Here is an 18,375-nt window from a genome sequence, read left to right as displayed (position 1 = left end):
GCACCCGCGCTCAGATGCCAGCGACCTGCAACAGACTTTCGGCCGCCTGCCGGGCCTCGCGAGCCTGATCCGCCGGCCCATGAATGTGCGCCATCACCAGGGCGCCCTCCATTAGGTATTGCAACTGCCGCGCAAGCAGTGCCGCCGAACGCGCGCCCAGGCGCTCCAGCTGGCGCTGGAAATAGGCTTCAACGAAGGCCTTTTGCTCGGCCGCCTGGCGATGGATCGGATGCGAGCGCTCATGGAACTCGGCGGCGGCATGGATGAAGGCACAGCCACGGAACGCCTCGTCCTGGAGGAACTCCTGCAGACCATCGAACACCGCCAGGATCGCCGCTCGCGGCTGCAACCGTGCCTCGGCTTCGAGCATGCGTTCGGCGGTGCGCTGCCGACGCACCTCCAGGGCGGCCATGATCAGTTCGTCCTTCGAGCGAAAGTGCTTGTACAGCGTCATCTTCGCCACCCCGGATTCGGCCAGGATGCGGTCGATGCCGGTGGCGTGGTAACCCTCGCGATAGAACAGGTCGACGGCGGTGCTGAGCAGTTGCTCGCGTTTGCGGGATGTCATGGAAAGCCTCCTGAGCGGCCCATTATGCGCGACCCTGCCGCCCCCTTGAACCGCTCTGCGTCGCTCCCCGGACGAATACCGACGGAAAAAGGCGAACGCGCGCCTTGAAATATACAGACCTGTCTGTCTAATATCCAGGCACCAATACCCGCCTGGAACCCTCAGATGAAACTCCATGACCTGGATCTCTCCGGCAACGCCTACAAGGTCCGCCTGTTCCTCTCCCTCATCGGCCGCGAGGCGACGCTGCGGCCGGTCGATTTCCTCAACCGCGAGCACAAGACCCAGGCCTTCCTCCGCATGAATCCCCGCGGACAGATCCCGGTGCTGGAAGACGGCGAGCTGCAACTGGGCGACTCCCACGCCATTCTCGTCTATCTGGCACGACGCCATGCCGGCCCCGAGTGGTATCCGCTCGACCCCGTCAGCCAGGGCCGCATCGCCTACTGGCTCAGCTATTCGGCCAACGAGGTGCAGAACGGCCCGGCCAGCGCCCGGCTGATCACTCGCTTCAACCTGCCGCTGGATCGCGAGCAAACCCACCAGCGAGGCCTGGAAGTGCTGCGCCTGGTCGACCGGCACCTAGCCGAGCATCGCTGGCTGGCCCAGGGCGAACAGCCGAGCATCGCCGACGTGGCCCTCTACCCCTACCTGGCCCTCGCCCCCGAAGGCGGCCTGGCGCTGGACCACTACCCGGCGCTGAACGCCTGGATCGCCCGCATCCGCGCGCTGCCCGGCTACATCCCGATGCCCGGCCTGTAGCTCGGCAGGAGGCAGCATGAGCCAGGAACAGAGTCCCTTCCACACCGGCGAACTGGCGATCCAGGAACGCGCCGGCGTTCGCGAACAGGTCGCCGGCTTCGGCAGCCGCGCGATCCGCACCTTCATGCCGGACCAGCACCGGGAGTTCTTCGCCCTGCTATCGCTGTTGCTGGTGGGCAGCCTCGACGCCGACGGCTACCCCAGCGCCTCGGTGCTCTGGGGCCCCCCCGGCTTCGCCCGTTCGCCGGAACCGACCCGCCTGCGCATCGACAACCTGCCGCAAGCGGACGATCCGCTGGCGGCCAATCTCGAGGCTGGCACCCGCCTCGGCATCCTCGGCCTGGAATGGCCGACCCGCCGCCGCAACCGCATGAATGGACGGGTCCTGGCGCGGGACGGAAAGGGTTTCACGGTCGGCGTCGAGCAATCCTTCGGAAACTGTCCCAAGTACATCCAGGCGCGCAGCCATCAGCCCGTCTCCAGGATCGCAAGTCCCGCATTGCAGGGCGAAGGACTCGATCCACGCTGGCTGTCGCTGGTCTCGTGCAGCGATACGCTGTTCATCGCCAGCCAGCATGCCGACCCGCTCAGAGGCGGCGTCGACGTCTCCCATCGGGGCGGGCCGCCGGGCTTTCTCCGGCTCGGCGCGGATGGCCGCCTGTGGTTGCCCGACTATGCCGGCAACCGCCTGTTCAATACCCTCGGCAACCTGCTCCAGGATCCTCGCTGCGGCCTCCTGTTCATCGATTTCGACAATGGCGACCTGCTGCACCTGCACGCCGAGGCCGAGCTGTTCTGGCCGGGTTCGCAGCCATCCATCCCCTGGCCCGCCGGCGCCGAGCGCCTGCTGGCGTTGCGCCCCGCAGGCTGGCGCTGGCGGCGCGGCCGCCTGCCGCTGGCATTCGGCGAGCCCCAGCCATCCCCTTTTCTTCCTCCCGGTGAATCTTGATGCCTTTCCTGTATCGCCTTGCCTCGTTGTTGATCGCCCTCCTCGTCCTGCCGGTGCAGGCGGCGGAAATGCGAGTCGCCCTGTTGCGCACCTCGGGAGTGGAAACCCTCGATGCGCTCACCGTCGACGGCGGCTCCTGGGTGCGCCGGGTGCCGCTCAGCCATACCGCGGTGCTGATCGAGCACCACGCCGCCACCCTGCTCTTCGACACTGGCCTGGGGCGCGACATCGACGCCCAGTTCCGCGCCGACATGCCTTGGTGGGCAGCGCCGCTGTTCGCTTACCAGAAAGTCGTCCCGGCGCGCGACCAACTGGACGCAGCCGGTATTCGCGTCGATCGCATCCTGCTGTCCCACGCACACTGGGATCACGCCTCGGGCCTGGTCGACTTCCCCGAAGTACCGGTCTGGGCACCCTACGAGGAGATCGCCTTCAGCCGCATCGCCACCCCGCCGGCCGCCTTCCCCAGCCAATTCCGCCATGGCGTGCGCTGGCGACCTTACAGCTTCGATCCGCAGCCGTTCATGGGCTTCGACGAAAGCCTCGACCTGTTTGGCGACGGCCGCCTGGTGCTGGTCCCCCTGCCCGGCCATACGCCCGGCTCGGTCGGTCTGTTCGTCACCCTCGACAGCGGGCGCCGGCTGTTCTTCAGCGGCGACACCAGTTGGCGACTCGAAGGCGTCGAAGGCCCACGGCAGAAATTCTTCGCCGGCCGCGCCCTGGTCGATCGCGATCCCGCGCGCACCCTCGCGCAACTGGCGAAGATCCGCCTGCTGCTCCGCAGCGACCCGCGCCTGAGCGTGATTCCGGCGCACGATGCGCGGGTCCAGGCCGCCCTGGGCTACTTCCCGCACTGGCTGGAATAGCGGGAAAGCCCGTCCTAGACAGGGTTCGTGCCAATTCGCGGCCACCCTCGACTAATGTCTAACAGTGGCCGTCTTCCTGTAGTGCTTAAGTAACCGGGCTGTCACAGGCCGACGTGGCGTCACGCCGCCGCCATCGGCCTGCCCCAAGCGCTCGAGGAGACAATAACAATGAGCATGACCCCGATCGCCCGTGCCGTGGCTTTTGCCGCGCTGGGTTCCAGCATTACCGTCCCAACCCTGGCCCATGCCGAGTTCATCAAGGACAGCAAGGCCAGCATCGAACTCCGCAACTTCTACTTCAACCGTGATTTCCGCCAGGAAGGCGCCAGCCAGTCCAAGGCCGAGGAATGGGCCCAGGGCTTCCTCCTGCGCTACGAGTCCGGTTACACCGAGGGCACCATCGGTTTCGGCGTCGACGCCATCGGCCTGCTCGGGGTGAAGCTCGATTCCAGCCCCGACCGCAGCGGCACCGGCCTGCTCAAGCGCGACCGCGAGACCGGCCGCGCCCAGGACGACTATGGCGAGGCAGGGATCACCGCCAAGCTGCGGGCGTCGAAGAGCACCCTGAAGATCGGCACCCTGACCCCCAAGCTGCCGGTGATCATGCCCAACGACAGCCGCCTGCTGCCACAGACCTTCCAGGGCGGCGCGCTGAACTCCATGGAGATCGACGGCCTGACCCTCGACGCCGGGCGCCTGAAGAAGGTCAACCAGCGCGACTCCTCGGACAACGAGGACATGACCATCACCGGTGGCGGCAAGCGCAACATCGTGGTCCGTTCCGGGCTGACTTCGGACAAGTTCGACTTCGCCGGCGGCAGCTACAAGTGGACCGACAACCTCAGCACCAGCTACCACTACGGCAAGCTCGACAACTTCTACAAGCAGCATTACCTCGGCCTGGTGCACACCCTGCCGATCGCCGACAAGCAGTCGCTGAAATCCGACATCCGCTGGGCGCGCTCCACCGACGACGGTTCCAGCAACGTCGACAACAAGGCGCTCAACGCCATGTTCACCTACAGCCTCGGCTACCACGCCTTCGGCGTCGGCTACCAGAAGATGAGCGGCGACACCGGCTTCGCCTACATCAACGGCGCCGACCCCTACCTGGTGAACTTCATCCAGATCGGCGACTTCGCCAACAAGGACGAGAAATCCTGGCAGGCGCGCTACGACTACAACTTCGCCGGCGTCGGCATTCCCGGCCTGACCTTCATGACCCGCTACGTCAAGGGCGACAACATCGACCTGCTGACCACCTCGGGCGAAGGCAAGGAATGGGAACGCGACATGGACATCGCCTACGTGTTCCAGAGCGGCCCGTTGAAGAACCTCGGGGTGAAGTGGCGCAACGCGACCATGCGCACCAACTACACCAACGACTACGACGAAAATCGCCTGATCGTCAGCTACACGCTGCCGCTCTGGTAACGGCAGGCCCCGCGGATAGCCGCGCTACGGCCATCCGCCCCTCCCCAGAGCCCCGCGGCGGAACGAAGAGGCCACCCTTGGGTGGCCTCTTTCATGGCGGGATGCCTCGCTCGCAGCGTGCAGGACGGATAGCGCCTGGGGCGTTATCCGCCGATACCCCACCGGACCAAGGAAGTCCGCCCCCTCATTCGTGGCTGATCGCGCCGATCTTGTGGATCGACAGGTCCGCGCCGTAGTACTCCTCCTCCTGGCTCAAGCGGATGCCCAGCAGCGCCTTCATCAGCCCATAGACCAACAGGCCGCCGGCGAAAGCCACCGTCACCCCCAGCAGGCTGCCGAGCGCCTGGCTGGCCAGGCTCACCCCGCCGAGCCCACCCAATGCCTGCTGGCCAAAGATGCCGCAGGCAATCCCGCCCCAGACCCCGCAAAGACCGTGCAACGGCCAGACACCGAGGACGTCGTCGATCTTCCAGCGCACCTGGGTCGCGGTGAACGCCCAGACGAACAGGGCCCCCGCTACCAGGCCGGTAGCCAGCGCGCCGATCGGATGCATCAGGTCGGAACCGGCGCACACCGCCACCAACCCGGCCAGCGGACCGTTGTGCAGGAAACCCGGGTCGTTGCGGCCGATCAGCAGCGACGCCATGGTGCCGCCAACCATCGCCAGCAAGGAGTTGACCGCCACCAGCCCGCTGACCCCAGCGAGGGTCTGGGCGCTCATCACGTTGAAGCCGAACCAGCCGATGATCAGGATCCACGACCCCAGTGCCAGGAACGGGATGCTCGACGGCGCCATCGCCACCAGCTTGCCGTCGCGATAGCGGCCGTTGCGGCTGCCCAGCAATAGCACCGCCGCCAATGCCAGCCAGCCGCCCAGCGCATGCACCACCACGGAGCCGGCGAAATCGTGGAAGGGCGCGCCGAACTCCAGCTTCAGCCATTCCTGCAAGCCGAAATTGCCGTTCCACACCAAGCCTTCGAAAAACGGGTACACGAAGGCCACGATCAGCGCCGTGGCGCACAACTGCGGACCGAACCTGGCACGCTCGGCGATGCCGCCGGAGATGATCGCCGGGATTGCCGCGGCGAAGGTCAGCAGGAAGAAGAACTTCACCAGCGCATAGCCACTGTCCACGGTCAGCGCCGCCGCCGGATGGAAGAAAGTCACGCCGTAGGCAATCCAGTAGCCGACGAAGAAATAGGCCAGCGCCGAGATGGCGAAGTCGGACAGAATCTTCGACAGGGCGTTGACCTGGTTCTTCAGGCGCACGGTGCCCACCTCGAGGAAGGCGAAGCCGGCGTGCATCGCCAGCACCATCACCGCTCCGAGCAGGATGAACAGGGTATTGGAGCCGTGGATCAGGACTTGCACCGCACTATTCAGGTTATCCATGGATTGAGGCAGCCTTCGCGCGTAGAGAGAAAGCACCAGAAACGCCCACGCCCGCCCTTCAACGCACCATGACGAAGCAGTAGTCGTCGTGCGAACCGCCGCTTTTCTTCGGCAGACGTTTCGCAAGGTGCCTGAGGCAGCATGGAAAGCTCCCGGACTTTCCTTGATTTTCATTGGGTTGGACGTTCATCCCGAAGTACCCTCCGGGAGCGCCTGGCGCCCTCGCAAGGGGCATTCCGGCCGACGTGCGCACCAGGGAATTGCAAGCGCCATACCAGTTCGCGCCCCGTTGCGAGGCAGCCGGATGGGCGTCATCTCGCCGCAGCCGCGCCGACAGGCACGCTGTGGCAGTCTTTAATGAAAGGAACGCCGGGAGCGACCGGCAACGCGCGGAAATTACCCACCGGTTGAACCTTCCGCCCCGCGCTCGGCTCGAAAAAAACACACCCCATGACCAGAGGAGCTCGTCATGCCCCGCAAGACCACTGCAAACGCTGCAAAGGATGAACTGTTGGCTGAATTCCAGGCACTGGTCGCCGATACCGAGAAACTCCTGCAAAGCACCGCCGACGTGGCGGGCGACCAGGCCGAAGAAATCCGCGGCAAGATCCACGACAGCCTCAAGCGCGCTCGCGATACCTTGCGCGACACCAAGGACTCGCTGAAGGACAACGTCCGCGAACGCAGCCAGGCCGCGGTGGACGCCACCGAGGTGTACGTCGGCGAACACCCCTGGCAGAGCATCGGCATCGCCGCCGGCGTCGGCTTCCTGCTTGGCCTGTTGGTCAGCCGGCGCTGAGCCATGAGCGAAGGAAAGGACCCGGCGGACGGCCGCCCCTCCCTGCGGCGCTTCGGCGCCGCCTTCCTCGGCCTGTTGCACGGTCACGTCGAGCTGTTCGGCATCGAGCTGCAGGAACAGAAGGCCAACACCCTGCGCCTGCTGCTGTTCGCCGGGCTGGCCCTGGTATTCGCCCTGCTCCTGCTGGTCGGCCTGTCGCTGCTGGTGCTGATCGTGTTCTGGGACACCAACCGGCTCGCAGCGGCGCTCGGGTTGTGCCTGTTTTACGTGATCGGCTCGCTGTTCTGCGGCTGGCGCCTGTACCAGTCGATCAACGACGAAAGCTCGCCGTTCAGCGCCACCCTGGAAGAACTGGCCAACGACCGCGAGCGACTGCTGCCATGACAAGGAAACGCGCATGAGCCAACTACCGGTGAACGCGACCGGCCTGTCGCGTCGCGAATTGCGCAAGGCGGTGATCCGCCTGCGCCTGGAAATGCAGCGCCAGCAATTGCGCCGCGAAAGCCAACTGCTGGTGCAACCCTTCCGCCAGGCCCAGGGGCTGGGCCACAACCTCAGCCAGCAACTGTTCGGCGGTGGCAATGCGGCGCTCTGGGGCGCCGGCGGAGCCGCACTGCTGGGCGTCCTGCTTGGCAAGGGCGGACGCTGGCAGCGTCTGCTGCGCCTGGGCGTCGCCCTGGCCCCGCTGTTGCTCGGCCTGCGCAAGCAGAAAGGCCGTTGAAGGATGCGCCGACCGGCAACGGTCGGCGCCCTCCGTTTCCCCAACGCGACGATTGAGCTTGCCGAGGCAAACCGTTAGCGTGTCCGCATCGCCTCAGCGCATCCCTGGAATTCCCGATGGACTGGCAGACCCTGCTCACCCGCGAACGGCTCGGAAAGCCGGTACACAGCAACGATGAACTGGGCCGCAGCGCCTTCCACAAGGACCATGACCGGATCATCTTCTCCGGCGCGTTTCGCCGCCTCGGACGCAAGACCCAGGTCCATCCGGTCTCCAGCAACGATCACATCCACACCCGCCTGACCCACTCCCTGGAAGTCGCCTGCGTCGGCCGCTCGCTGGGCATGCGGGTCGGCGAGATTCTCCGCGAGGAACTACCCGAGTGGTGCGACCCCAGCGACCTCGGGGTCATCGTCCAGTCGGCCTGCCTGGCCCACGACATCGGCAACCCACCGTTCGGGCACTCCGGCGAAGACGCGATCCGCAACTGGTTCCAGCAAGCCGCCGGACGTGGCTGGCTGGACGAGATGAGCGACGCCGAGCGTTCCGACTTTCTCCACTTCGAAGGCAACGCCCAGGGCTTCCGGGTCCTCACCCAACTGGAATACCACCAGTTCGACGGCGGCACGCGGTTGACCTACGCCACCCTGGGCACCTACCTGAAGTACCCCTGGACCTCGCGCCACGCCGAAGCGCTGGGCTACAAGAAGCACAAGTTCGGCTGCTACCAGAGCGAACTGCCGCTGCTCGAGCAGATCACCCATAAGCTCGGCATGCCGCAACTCGACGACGAGCGCTGGGCTCGCCATCCGCTGGTCTACCTGATGGAAGCGGCGGACGACATCTGCTACGGCCTGATCGACCTCGAAGACGGCCTGGAAATGGAGCTGCTCGAATACAGCGAGGTCGAGGCGCTGTTGCTCGGCCTGGTCGGCGACGACCTGCCCGACACCTATCGCCAACTCGGCCCCAGGGACTCCCGCCGGCGTAAACTGGCGATCCTCCGCGGCAAGGCCATCGAGCACCTGACCAATGCCGCCGCCCGTGCCTTCGTCGACCAGCAGCAGGCCCTGCTCGCCGGGCAGCTTGCCGGCGACCTGGTGGAACACATGCATGGCCCGGCCAAGCTCTGCGTGCAGCGGGCCAAGGCCATCGCGCGGGAAAAGATCTTCCAGGACAAGCGCAAGACCCTCCACGAGATCGGCGCCTACACCACTCTGGAGATCCTCCTCAACGCCTTCTGTGGCGCCGCGCTGGAGCAATACGGCGGGCATACGCCGTCGTTCAAGAACCGGCGCATCCTCGACCTGCTCGGACGCAACGCGCCCGACCCGCAGTGGCCGCTGTACCGCGCCTTCCTCCAGGTGATCGATTTCATCGCCGGCATGACCGACAGCTACGCCACGGAAATGGCCCGGGAAATGACCGGACGCTCGAGCCCCTCCTGAAAGGAAGGGCTCATACCGCAGCGCCCGCCAACTGCTCCTGGAGTTCCTCCTGCAACGCCTCCAGGGCCAGCCGGAGTCTTTCGCCAGGCGTCTGCAGGCACTCCCCGTCGCCACTTCGCCGGCAGGCGTCCTCCAGGGCCTCGCAGGCCTCCAGCAGGGTACGCGCCCCGATCATCCGTGCGGCGCCCTTGATGCGGTGGGCATGCTCGGCGAGCCGGGTCCTGTCGCTCTCGCGCAGGAGGATGGCAAGGCGCTGGAGGTCCTGACGGTTGCTGCCTAGCAGGGTCTCCAGCAGTTCGCGCAGCCGTTCCGGGCGGCCGCCGCCGAGGCTGCTGAGAGCGGCTGCATCATAGAGCCCCCGGGGCTGCGCGGCGTCGCGTCCGAAAGAGGTCGCGAGGTAGTTGCGCAGGGTCTCCAGGCCGAGCGGCTTGAACAGGCAATCATCCATGCCCGCGTCGCGGCAGCGCTGTACCTCGTCCGGCTCGGCGTCGGCGGTATAGCCGAGGATCAGGATCGGCGCGCGTCGCTCGCACCGTTCCTGGATGCGTATCCTGCGTGCCAGCTGATAGCCGTTCAGGCGCGGCATGTTGCAGTCGCTGATCAGCACCTCGAAGCGCTCGTCGGCCCAGAGCTCCAGCGCCACCTGGCCATCCTCCGCTTCCGCCACCCGGTGGCCGAGAAACTCCAGTTGCTGGCGCAGCAGTACCCGGTTGGGCGGATAGTCGTCGGCGATGAGGATATGCAGGCGGGGAGACGGCTCCATGGATGCTGCCAGCGGGTCCTGGCCGGATTCAGGCATTTTCGGCCCGCACTGGCGCAAGAGCAGGTCGAGCGACACCCGGGTGCCTTTGCCCGGCTCGCTGTGCATCTCGACATCGCCGCCCATGAGGTCCACCAACTTCCGACAGATCGCCAGCCCAAGGCCGGTCCCGCCCTGCACCGTGCGTCCCTTGGCCACCTGGATGAAAGGCTGGAACAGGCGCGCCTGGTCCGCCGGAGCGATACCGATACCGGAATCCTCCACGTCCACCCGGACGATCACCCTCCCCTCGTCCAGGCTCCTTTCCTGGAGACGGATCGTCACCTGTCCCCGCTCGGTGAACTTGATCGCATTGCTCACCAGGTTGGAGAGCACCTGCTTGAAGCGCAGGGGATCGATCAGCACGTCCCGTCCCGGGGCATCGTCCAGCTCCACAACGAGCCTGAGGCCTTTCTGCCGGGCCAGGCCTTCGAACATGCGGCGCACCGACTCCACGACATGGCGCAGGCGAACCCGCTCGGGCGTGAGGGTCAGGTGACCGGACTCGATCTTGGCGACGTCGAGGATGTCGCCGATGAGCAGTTGCAGCGACCCCGCTGCCTCGTAGGCGACCTCCAGCGAGGCGCGTTCGCGCTGCTCCGGCGCCAGGCGCTGCAGGACCAGTTCGAGGATGCCGATGACCGCATTCATCGGCGTACGGATCTCGTGGCTCATGGTCGCCAGGAAGACGCTCTTCGCCCGATTCGCCTCGTCCGCCTGGCGCATCGCCTCGCGCAACTGGCGGGCCAGGCGCTCCCGTTCGGTGATGTCGATCCAGCCGTTCATCAGGCCGAGCATCCGGCCCTGGCGATCCCTGTAGGGCGTGACCCAATGGTGGATCTCCAGCAATTGCCCGCCGATGCGCACCGCCATGTCGGTGAAGCTCGCCGTTCCTCCCCGAGCCACCGCCAGGCACTGCTGGTGCATGAGCCGTGCCTTGCTGCCCTCGACCCAGTCGGAATCGGTCAACAGGGTGCCGCGGGCCTGCTCTCGGGTCATCCGCAGGCTTTCCAGGTAATTGCGGTTGCAGGCCAGCAGGCGACCGTCGAGCGTGCGGATGCTCACCGGGTAGGGAATCCCGTCGACCAGCGCCTGCTTCAATGCCAGGCGGCCGCTCAGGTCGGCTTCGGTACGTTGCCAACGCCTGAGCCTGAGCTGCAGGACGGTATTCCAGCCCAGGCATCCGACGCAGACCAGGCAGGCCACCAGCAGGCCGAGCACCAGGCTGGAAGGGGATGGCGAGCTCAGCCCGTCGGCAGCCTGGCGTAGCGGCGCTTCGTCGACCACATCGGCGTCCCCCGGACGATCCGGAGCGGGAATCCGGAGCATGGAAGAATATTCGCCAGCCGTCGCCCTCGCCGGAACGGCATATCCCGCCATGCAGGCGAATATGAGAAGCAGGCCGAGCATGCACGCACTGCGTTTCTGGAACTTCATTCGGTTCCGGCCCTTAGATAAGCGTATTGCGTTTGGCGAACTCGATGAGATCCACCAGCGAGCCGGCGTTCAACTTCAACAACAAGCGCGCCTTGTAAGTGCTGACGGTCTTGTTGCTGATAAACATCTGCTCGGATATCTGCTTGTTCGAATAACCCTGGCTGAGGTATTGCAATACCGATACTTCGCGATCGGACAGGCGTCCGAGCAATTCCACATCGTCGGAATAGGCGCCCTGTTGCACAGGACGCATGGCCGAGCTGGGAAAGTAACTGTATCCCGAGGCGACCGCATTCACCGCCGTCACCAGTTCGGCCAGTCCGCCCTGCTTGCAGACGAACCCGGCGGCGCCCGCCTGCATGCTGCGCAGGGCGAAGAGCGAGGCGCTCTGGCCGGTCAGGACGAGGATCTTCAGGGGCAACGCCAGCACCATCAGGCGGCTGATGACCTCGAGGCCGTCCAGCCTGGGAATGCCGATATCGAGGATGACCAGGTCCGGCTTCAGCTCCCGCCCGAGGCTGATGGCATCCACGCCATTATCGGTATCGCCGACGATCTGGTGCCCTTCGGCTTCCAGCAACATCTTCATGGCCATGCGAATCACGGGATGATCGTCGACTATCAGGATACGGCTCATTGTCTGATTTCCTTGCCAATAAAAATTCAGAAAAAATTCTCCTGAGCAAGATATAGACGGGAGCCATATTGTCGAGATACTCGATGGCAACTCATATACTTTAAGGAATATTCTCACGGAAACTTAATTTATTTCTTACGGCGAATTCAAAACCTCGTATATTGCCAAGCAATTGGCCTGGTTATCTGCATGAAAAACACCCGCATATATACGCGCCTTCCCGGCTCGTTATCTGCCAGAGCGAGTTGAATAGTTCGTCAGGGGTTTCGGAGTATTGCTATCCGCATGTACGGCCACAAGCCGCCGACATGCCTTGGCAGGGCAAAGGGAAGCACGACGGGCGCCGGGCCAGATAGCGCCGGAGCAGGATTGAAAGGGAGGGAAGACGCGACCGCCATCCTCGGGCGGGATGGCGGCGCTATCGCTTAGAGCTTCGGCAGGACAGGCTGTTCCGGGTACCAGGCGTCGACCAACGCGCCGACCTCGACGCTGGCCAGTTCCGGTTGCTGCTTCAACCAGGCCTCGATCAGGGCCCGCTGCTCTTCATTGACCGAGCCACGGCGCGCCAGGCAGACGAAACCGAATTCGTCGCAGCCGCCATAGGTCAGTTCGTTGGCTTCGATCGCCTGATCGATGAAGCGCAACATGAAAGCGTTCACCGCATCGGCATCCACGCCTTCCTTGTAGTGGAAGTTCAATTCGAAACCCAGCTCCTGGAATTCATCGACGCACAATTTCTTGCGCAGGCGGCGGGAACGATTAGTAGCCATGGCGGCATCTCCTGGATTGACGCTCCATTGGCGGAGCCTCGCATTACAGACAGTAGCCGACGCCGCTGGAGCCGCGGGCGAACCCCGGCAAGCTCCGCGCGGCGCGGCCGGATTGCCGGCGCACTCTACCAGTTCCGACCATTCGGCGATATGACGGCGAACTCCGCGAAACTCCAGCGCATCGTTATCCGCCTTGCGGCATAATGAGCAAGACGGCCTCTTCGCGTGATGTCCGTCTCTTTTTTCAGGTTCGCTTCGTTTTTCATCTTCATTTCATTTTCTACCCTCCGTCTTCAAGGGTTCTTCATTAATGTTCAAGTCGCTGCGTACTCTTGCCTTCGCCACGCTCCTGCCTTTCGCCCTTCCCACCCTCGCCCAGGTCAACGCCACCCTGCCGGCCAACGTGCAGAAAGCCCTGCAGACCAACAAGCTGACCGGCAACGATCTGTCGCTGGTGCTGATTCCGCTCGACGGCCCGGGCAACCCCACCTACTACAACGCCGACGTATCGGTGAACCCGGCCTCTACCATGAAGCTGTTCACCACCTATGCCGCCCTGGAAATGCTCGGCCCGACCTACCAGTGGAAGACCGAGTTCTACACCGACGGCCAGCTCAAGAACGGAGTGCTCAACGGCAACCTCTACCTCAAGGGCGGCGGCGATCCGAAACTGAACATGGAGAAGCTCTGGCTGCTGATGCGCGACCTGCGCGCCAATGGCGTGACCAAGGTCACCGGTGACCTGGTACTCGACCGCAGCTACTTCAACATCCCGCAGTTGCCGGTATTCAACGACGACGGCGGCGACGACACCAAGCCGTTCCTGGTCGGTCCGGACTCGCTGCTGGTCAACCTGAAGAGCGTGCGCATGGTGGTGCGCACCGACGGCAACAAGGTCAACGTGCAGATGGACCCGCCGCTGGCCAACGTACGCATCGACAACCAGGTGAAGATGACCGCGCCGGCCACCTGCCCAGCCTGGCCGAAGCTGCGCTTCAGCCCGGTGACCCAGTTCGACGGCACCACCCTGCTGGCCACCGGACAGATTCCCCAGGGCTGTAGCGCGCAGACCTACATGTCGCTGCTCGACCACCCCGGCTACACCGCCGGCGCGGTGCGCGGCATCTGGCAAGAACTGGGCGGCAGCATCCTCGGCAAGGACCGCCAGGGCAGCGTACCGCGCAACGCCACGCTGATCGCCAAGGCCTTCTCGCCAGACCTGGTCGAGATCATCCGCGACATCAACAAATACAGTAACAACACCATGGCCCGACAGTTGTTCCTCTCCATCGGCGCGCAGTTCCGCAACAGCGCCGACGGCGACGACGCCCAGGCCGCGCAGCGGGTGGTGCGGCAGTGGCTGGCGCGCAAGGGCATCACCGCGCCGCGCCTGGTGATGGAGAACGGCTCGGGACTGTCGCGCCAGGAACGGGTCAGCGCCCGTGAGATGGCGGCGATGCTGCAAGCCGCCTGGCACAGCCCCTATGCACCGGAGTACATCTCCTCGCTGCCGCTGGCCGGCCTCGACGGCACCATGCGCAAACGCCTGCGGCGCACCGCACTGGTCGGCGAGGCGCACGTGAAGACCGGCACCCTCAACACCGTGCGCGCCCTCGCCGGCTTCAGCCGCGACGCCAGCGGCCACAACTGGGTGGTGGTGGCGATCCTCAACAGCCCGCGGCCGTGGGGCGCTTCGGCGATCCTCGACCAGGTACTGCTGAGCCTGCACGCGCGGAAATAAGGCGCAGTACGAAAAAAAAGGCCGCCAGCGGTTGCCCGCCGGCGGCCTTTTGCATGAATGCCGCTCGCCTCAGCGAACGGTGATTCTCCAGGCCCGATGGATCTTCGGATTACGCGCGAAATCCGGATCGAGGGTTTCGCCAGTGATCTCTTCGACCGCATAGCGGGCCTGCACGCTCTCGTCCAGTTCGAACTTGCGGAAGTTGTTGGAGAAATACAGCACCCCGCCCGGCGCCAGCCGCGCCATGGCCAGGTCGAGCAGTTCGACGTGGTCGCGCTGCACGTCGAACACGCCTTCCATGCGCTTGGAATTGGAGAAGGTCGGCGGGTCGATGAAGATCAGTTCGTACTGGCCATCGTCTTCCCGCAACCACTCCATCACGTCGCCGTGCACCAGGCGCTGCTTGTCGGAAAAGCCGTTGAGCGACAGGTTGCGGCGCGCCCAGTCCAGGTAGGTCTTCGACAGGTCGACGCTGGTGGTGCTGCGCGCGCCGCCCCTGGCCGCATGCACGGTGGCCGTGGCGGTATAGCAGAACAGGTTGAGGAAGCGCTTGCCGGCCGCCTCCTTCTGGATGCGCAGGCGCATCGGCCGGTGATCGAGGAACAGCCCGGTATCCAGGTAATCGGTCAGGTTCACCAGCAGGCGCACATCGCCCTCACCCACCTCGAGGAACTTGCCCTCGCTGCTCTGCCGTTCGTACTGCTTCTTGCCGGCCTGGCGCTCGCGGCGCTTGACCACCACTCGCTCCTGGGCAACGCCCAGGGTCTGCGGAATCGCCGCCAGGGCGTCGAACAGGCGCGCCTGGGCTTTTGCCGGATCGATCGACTTGGGCGCGGCGTACTCCTGGACGTGAACCCAATCGCCGTAGATATCCACCGCCAGGGCATACTCCGGCATGTCGGCGTCATACAGGCGATAGCACTCGATCTTGTCGCGGCGCGCCCATTTGCCCAGTTGCCGGAGGTTCTTCTGCAGGCGATTGGCGAACATCTGCCCGCCCTCGCTCAGCCGTGCCGGCTCGCTCGGCGCCCGCGCCAGGCCTTCGTCGTTGCGTTCGCCACGCTCGCCGGTGACGAACTGGCGCGGCTCGACCTGGATCATCAGCAGCTTGCAGGCCAGCGCGCCGTTCCAGAACGCGTATTGCTTATGGCTGCGGATGCCCATGCGCTTGCCCAGTTCCGGCGCCCCGGTAAACACCCCGGCGCTCCAGCCGATGCAGCTCTGGCGCAGGCGCTCGCCGAGGTTCTGGTAGAGATACAGCAGGCTGGCTTCGTCGCCGAGACGCTCGCCATAGGGCGGGTTGCAGATCACCAGGCCGGTCTGGCCCTTGTCCGGGCGCGGCTCGAAAGTCGCCAGTTCGCCCTGGTAGATCTTCACCCAGTCGGCCACTCCGGCACGCTCGATATTGTTGCGCGCCGGCTGGATCAGGCGCGGGTCGGCCTCGTAGCCGCGAATCCACAACGGCGGCCTGGCCAGGCCGGTCGCCGCGCGCTGCTGGGCTTCCTCGTGGAGCTTGCGCCACAGCGCCGGCACGTGACCCAGCCAATTGCTGAAGCCCCAGCGCTCGCGCCTGAGGTTCGGCGCGATATCGGCAGCCATCAGCGCGGCCTCGACCAGGAAGGTGCCGACGCCGCACATCGGGTCGGCCAGGGCACCGCCCTCGGCGGCGATCTTCGGCCAGCCGGCACGGATCAACACCGCCGCCGCCAGGTTCTCCTTCAGCGGCGCGGCGCCCTGCTGCAGACGATAGCCGCGCTGGTGCAGGCTATGCCCGGAGAGGTCCAGGGAGAGGGTCGCCTGGCCGCGGTCAAGGTGCAGGTGGACGCGCACGTCCGGATTGACCTTGTCCACCGACGGGCGTCGGCCGGAGCGCTCGCGCAGGTTGTCGACGATCGCATCCTTGACCTTCAGCGCCCCGAAATGAGTGTTGTCGATGCCCGAGCCCTTGCCGCTGAACTCCACCGCCAGCGTGCCGCCGGCGTCCAGGTGGTCTTCCCAGTTCACCGCGTGGACCGCCATGTACATGGACTCGGCGTTCTCCACCGGGAATCGCGCCAGCACCAGCAAGACCCGGTTGGCCAGGCGCGACCACAGGCAGAGGCGATAGGCCACCTCCAGGCTGCCCTGTCCGCGCACCGCCGACACCTGGGCGCGCGCCTCGTCCAGGCCGAGCCCCTGCGCCTCTTCGAGGAGCAGGCTTTCCAGGCCTTTCGGGCAGGTCAGAAACAATTCGTAAACATCAGCCATATCGCCTTCCCGGGCCGTAGCCCTTGTCAGTGGAAGCACCCTCATGGGCACTTCTTTGGCACCAGGTGCCGTGGTTCGATTGCCGGAACGCTCCCGGCGTTGCTCGCTGCGACCCCGAGTCGCAGTCTGGGCGACCCTTCGTCGGAATGCGAGGAAATCTCAATTGGTGGGGGTACAAATCGTTATAAGGCGCAACCCCGCGACCCTGCGGCGTTAGCGCCGGAAACCAGGCGTCATGAGCCTGCAACATATGGCCCTATCGACGAAAGCGTTAAGTCTTTATGACAAATCGGTCATTCACACGCCTGAACGCTTTGGTTAGAACTCCAGTTAATCCGCCACCGCAACGGTGTCGGGCGAGGGTCGTCACGCCGGCAACGACCCCTTTCGGCGAAAGCTTCGCCAGGCCTCCCCTGGGGGCCAACGGGACATAACAGTCAACAAGTGAGGGCAACACCCTATGAGAAGACTTAAGCGTGATCCGTTGGAAAGAGCCTTCTTGCGTGGTTATCAGAACGGCATAACCGGTAAATCTCGTGATCTTTGTCCGTTCACCCATCCTACGACGCGGCAGTCCTGGCTCAACGGCTGGCGCGAGGGCCGTGGCGACAACTGGGACGGCCTCACTGGCACGGCCGGCTTACAACGTCTCAATCAACTCCAGCACGTGTAAGCGACAACACGGATAGCACCGATTTCCCCAAGGCACGCCCCATCCGGGCGGCGGGCGCAAGCCCAAGGGCTCCGCAAGGAGCCCTTTTCAATTCCGCCGCGGCAAAGCGGCGATGGCATCCACCGCTTCGCGGATCAACGCCGGTCCCTTGTAGATGAAACCCGAATAGATCTGCACCAGGCTCGCCCCGGCGGCGATCTTCTCCGCCGCGTGCGCGCCCTCGGTGATACCGCCGGCGGCGATGATCGGCAGCCGTCCGCCCAGTTCGCCGGCCAGCACCTTCACCGTGTGCGTGCTCTTTTCCCGCACCGGCGCGCCGGACAGGCCACCCGCCTCGTCGCCATGCGGCAGGCCTTCCACGCCTTCGCGGCCGAGAGTGGTATTGGTCGCGATCACCGCGTCCATCCCCGCCTCGACCAGCGCCGCGGCGACCAGCGCGGTCTCTTCGTCGGTCATGTCCGGGGCGATCTTGATCGCCAGCGGTACCCGCCGGCCATGCCGCAGCGCCAGCGCTTCCTGGCGCTGGCGCAGTGCATCCAGCAGTTGCTTGAGCGAATCGCCGAACTGCAGGCTGCGCAGGCCGGGCGTGTTCGGCGAGCTGACGTTGACGGTGACGTAGCTGGCGTCGGCGTAGACCTTGTCCAGGCAGATCAGGTAGTCGTCGACCGCGCGCTCCACCGGGGTATCGAAGTTCTTGCCGATGTTGATCCCCAGCACGCCGCGATACTTCGCCGCGCGCACCCGTGCCAGCAGGTGGTCGACGCCGTGGTTGTTGAAACCCATGCGATTGATGATCGCGTTGGCTTGCGGCAGGCGGAACAGGCGCGGCCTGGGATTGCCCGGCTGCGGTCGCGGAGTGACGGTGCCGATCTCGATGAAGCCGAAACCGAGCTGGCCGAACCCGTCGATGGCGTCGCCGTTCTTGTCCAGGCCCGCGGCCAGCCCCACCGGGTTGGGAAACTCCAGGCCCAGCACAGAGACCGGCAGACTGGCCGGCTTGGGCGTCAGCAGGCGGTTCAGGCCCAGGCGGCCGCCGGCCCCGATCAGGTCGATGGACAGTTCGTGGGAGGTTTCCGGGGACAGTTTGAACAGCAGCTGGCGGGCCAGGGTGTACATGGTCAGGTATCGGTC

Annotated in this window: 17 protein-coding genes; 10 read left to right on the top strand and 7 right to left on the bottom strand. The window is 65.2% G+C overall.

Annotated features, from left to right (window positions below):
• Positions 1–10 precede the first annotated feature (10 nt).
• Positions 11–568: a TetR/AcrR family transcriptional regulator gene (locus tag JHD77_RS01330; RefSeq protein WP_003103255.1), complete on the bottom strand. Its 558-nt coding sequence runs from the start codon at positions 566–568 to the stop codon at positions 11–13.
• A gap of 165 nt (positions 569–733) precedes the next feature.
• Between JHD77_RS01330 and JHD77_RS01325 the strand changes: the two genes are divergently transcribed.
• The 4 genes from JHD77_RS01325 to opdQ all read left to right on the top strand — a co-directional run bounded on the left by JHD77_RS01325 (position 734) and on the right by opdQ (position 4,579).
• Positions 734–1,330, top strand: a complete 597-nt coding sequence (locus JHD77_RS01325) for a glutathione S-transferase family protein (RefSeq protein WP_003116471.1) — start codon at positions 734–736, stop codon at positions 1,328–1,330.
• 16 nt (positions 1,331–1,346) lie between these two features.
• Positions 1,347–2,279, top strand: coding sequence for a pyridoxamine 5'-phosphate oxidase family protein (locus JHD77_RS01320; protein WP_031756487.1), 933 nt, complete (start codon positions 1,347–1,349; stop codon positions 2,277–2,279).
• The gene (locus JHD77_RS01315; RefSeq protein WP_003109616.1) at positions 2,279–3,145 is read left to right on the top strand and encodes an MBL fold metallo-hydrolase; all 867 of its coding nucleotides are present in this window, start codon (positions 2,279–2,281) and stop codon (positions 3,143–3,145) included. The genes JHD77_RS01320 and JHD77_RS01315 overlap by 1 nt, the downstream gene beginning before the upstream one ends.
• Positions 3,146–3,313: 168 nt before the next feature.
• Positions 3,314–4,579, top strand: coding sequence for a porin OpdQ (gene opdQ, locus JHD77_RS01310; RefSeq protein WP_003091257.1), 1,266 nt, complete (start codon positions 3,314–3,316; stop codon positions 4,577–4,579).
• A 184-nt stretch (positions 4,580–4,763) separates the two neighbouring features.
• Here opdQ and JHD77_RS01305 read toward each other — a convergent pair whose 3' ends face one another.
• Positions 4,764–5,972 (bottom strand): ammonium transporter, encoded by a 1,209-nt coding sequence (locus JHD77_RS01305; RefSeq protein ID WP_003091258.1) that lies wholly within the window; start codon positions 5,970–5,972, stop codon positions 4,764–4,766.
• Between the two features lie 469 nt (positions 5,973–6,441).
• Here JHD77_RS01305 and JHD77_RS01300 point away from each other — a divergent pair, with 469 nt between their 5' ends.
• The 4 genes from JHD77_RS01300 (at position 6,442) to JHD77_RS01285 (ending at position 8,940) form a co-directional block, all read left to right on the top strand.
• On the top strand, positions 6,442–6,771 hold the full coding sequence (locus tag JHD77_RS01300) for a DUF883 family protein (protein ID WP_003091262.1): 330 nt from the start codon (positions 6,442–6,444) through the stop codon (positions 6,769–6,771).
• Positions 6,772–6,774: 3 nt separating this feature from the next.
• Positions 6,775–7,155 (top strand): phage holin family protein, encoded by a 381-nt coding sequence (locus JHD77_RS01295; protein WP_003091263.1) that lies wholly within the window; start codon positions 6,775–6,777, stop codon positions 7,153–7,155.
• Between the two features lie 13 nt (positions 7,156–7,168).
• Positions 7,169–7,492: a hypothetical protein gene (locus JHD77_RS01290; protein ID WP_003103249.1), complete on the top strand. Its 324-nt coding sequence runs from the start codon at positions 7,169–7,171 to the stop codon at positions 7,490–7,492.
• Positions 7,493–7,608: 116 nt separating this feature from the next.
• Entirely contained in the window at positions 7,609–8,940 is a 1,332-nt protein-coding gene (locus JHD77_RS01285) for a deoxyguanosinetriphosphate triphosphohydrolase (protein WP_003091265.1), read from the top strand.
• A 10-nt stretch (positions 8,941–8,950) separates the two neighbouring features.
• Here the strand turns inward: JHD77_RS01285 and JHD77_RS01280 are convergent, their stop codons facing one another.
• From JHD77_RS01280 to JHD77_RS01270, 3 genes are all read right to left on the bottom strand, one after another.
• The gene (locus JHD77_RS01280) at positions 8,951–11,176 is read right to left on the bottom strand and encodes an ATP-binding protein (protein WP_031756485.1); all 2,226 of its coding nucleotides are present in this window, start codon (positions 11,174–11,176) and stop codon (positions 8,951–8,953) included.
• A gap of 13 nt (positions 11,177–11,189) precedes the next feature.
• On the bottom strand, positions 11,190–11,813 hold the full coding sequence (locus tag JHD77_RS01275; protein WP_003091268.1) for a response regulator transcription factor: 624 nt from the start codon (positions 11,811–11,813) through the stop codon (positions 11,190–11,192).
• Between the two features lie 425 nt (positions 11,814–12,238).
• Positions 12,239–12,583 carry a YggL family protein gene (locus JHD77_RS01270; RefSeq protein WP_003091271.1) on the bottom strand — a complete coding sequence of 115 codons (345 nt, stop codon included), beginning with the start codon at positions 12,581–12,583 and terminating at the stop codon, positions 12,239–12,241.
• Positions 12,584–12,893: 310 nt separating this feature from the next.
• Here JHD77_RS01270 and dacB point away from each other — a divergent pair, with 310 nt between their 5' ends.
• Complete coding sequence (gene dacB, locus JHD77_RS01265) at positions 12,894–14,324, top strand: D-alanyl-D-alanine carboxypeptidase/D-alanyl-D-alanine endopeptidase (RefSeq protein WP_003160657.1); 1,431 nt, start codon at positions 12,894–12,896, stop codon at positions 14,322–14,324.
• Positions 14,325–14,393: 69 nt separating this feature from the next.
• Here dacB and rlmKL read toward each other — a convergent pair whose 3' ends face one another.
• Positions 14,394–16,571 carry a bifunctional 23S rRNA (guanine(2069)-N(7))-methyltransferase RlmK/23S rRNA (guanine(2445)-N(2))-methyltransferase RlmL gene (gene rlmKL / locus JHD77_RS01260; protein WP_003103239.1) on the bottom strand — a complete coding sequence of 726 codons (2,178 nt, stop codon included), beginning with the start codon at positions 16,569–16,571 and terminating at the stop codon, positions 14,394–14,396.
• A gap of 460 nt (positions 16,572–17,031) precedes the next feature.
• Here rlmKL and rmf point away from each other — a divergent pair, with 460 nt between their 5' ends.
• Positions 17,032–17,244: a ribosome modulation factor gene (gene rmf / locus JHD77_RS01255; protein WP_003103238.1), complete on the top strand. Its 213-nt coding sequence runs from the start codon at positions 17,032–17,034 to the stop codon at positions 17,242–17,244.
• A gap of 87 nt (positions 17,245–17,331) precedes the next feature.
• On the opposite strand, the gene JHD77_RS01250 is transcribed toward rmf, so the two are convergent.
• Entirely contained in the window at positions 17,332–18,360 is a 1,029-nt protein-coding gene (locus JHD77_RS01250) for a quinone-dependent dihydroorotate dehydrogenase (protein WP_031756483.1), read from the bottom strand.
• Between the last annotated feature and the right edge of the window lie 15 nt (positions 18,361–18,375).

This window comes from Pseudomonas sp. P20, from assembly GCF_016463925.1.
GTDB classification, from domain to species: Bacteria; Pseudomonadota; Gammaproteobacteria; order Pseudomonadales; family Pseudomonadaceae; genus Pseudomonas; species Pseudomonas aeruginosa.
This window is presented reverse-complemented; position numbering and strand designations above follow the sequence as displayed.

What these genes read in the sequence shown, in the direction of transcription:
- JHD77_RS01300 (WP_003091262.1), top strand. Translation starts at nt 6,442, where the DNA reads ATGCCCCGCAAGACCACTGCAAACGCTGCAAAGGATGAACTGTTGGCT.
- JHD77_RS01325 (WP_003116471.1), top strand. Translation starts at nt 734, where the DNA reads ATGAAACTCCATGACCTGGATCTCTCCGGCAACGCCTACAAGGTCCGC.
- JHD77_RS01295 (WP_003091263.1), top strand. Translation starts at nt 6,775, where the DNA reads ATGAGCGAAGGAAAGGACCCGGCGGACGGCCGCCCCTCCCTGCGGCGC.
- opdQ (WP_003091257.1), top strand. Translation starts at nt 3,314, where the DNA reads ATGAGCATGACCCCGATCGCCCGTGCCGTGGCTTTTGCCGCGCTGGGT.
- JHD77_RS01250 (WP_031756483.1), bottom strand. Translation starts at nt 18,360, where the DNA reads ATGTACACCCTGGCCCGCCAGCTGCTGTTCAAACTGTCCCCGGAAACC.
- JHD77_RS01315 (WP_003109616.1), top strand. Translation starts at nt 2,279, where the DNA reads ATGCCTTTCCTGTATCGCCTTGCCTCGTTGTTGATCGCCCTCCTCGTC.
- JHD77_RS01290 (WP_003103249.1), top strand. Translation starts at nt 7,169, where the DNA reads ATGAGCCAACTACCGGTGAACGCGACCGGCCTGTCGCGTCGCGAATTG.
- JHD77_RS01305 (WP_003091258.1), bottom strand. Translation starts at nt 5,972, where the DNA reads ATGGATAACCTGAATAGTGCGGTGCAAGTCCTGATCCACGGCTCCAAT.
- JHD77_RS01320 (WP_031756487.1), top strand. Translation starts at nt 1,347, where the DNA reads ATGAGCCAGGAACAGAGTCCCTTCCACACCGGCGAACTGGCGATCCAG.
- JHD77_RS01285 (WP_003091265.1), top strand. Translation starts at nt 7,609, where the DNA reads ATGGACTGGCAGACCCTGCTCACCCGCGAACGGCTCGGAAAGCCGGTA.
- dacB (WP_003160657.1), top strand. Translation starts at nt 12,894, where the DNA reads ATGTTCAAGTCGCTGCGTACTCTTGCCTTCGCCACGCTCCTGCCTTTC.
- JHD77_RS01270 (WP_003091271.1), bottom strand. Translation starts at nt 12,583, where the DNA reads ATGGCTACTAATCGTTCCCGCCGCCTGCGCAAGAAATTGTGCGTCGAT.
- JHD77_RS01330 (WP_003103255.1), bottom strand. Translation starts at nt 568, where the DNA reads ATGACATCCCGCAAACGCGAGCAACTGCTCAGCACCGCCGTCGACCTG.
- rlmKL (WP_003103239.1), bottom strand. Translation starts at nt 16,571, where the DNA reads ATGGCTGATGTTTACGAATTGTTTCTGACCTGCCCGAAAGGCCTGGAA.
- JHD77_RS01280 (WP_031756485.1), bottom strand. Translation starts at nt 11,176, where the DNA reads ATGAAGTTCCAGAAACGCAGTGCGTGCATGCTCGGCCTGCTTCTCATA.
- rmf (WP_003103238.1), top strand. Translation starts at nt 17,032, where the DNA reads ATGAGAAGACTTAAGCGTGATCCGTTGGAAAGAGCCTTCTTGCGTGGT.
- JHD77_RS01275 (WP_003091268.1), bottom strand. Translation starts at nt 11,813, where the DNA reads ATGAGCCGTATCCTGATAGTCGACGATCATCCCGTGATTCGCATGGCC.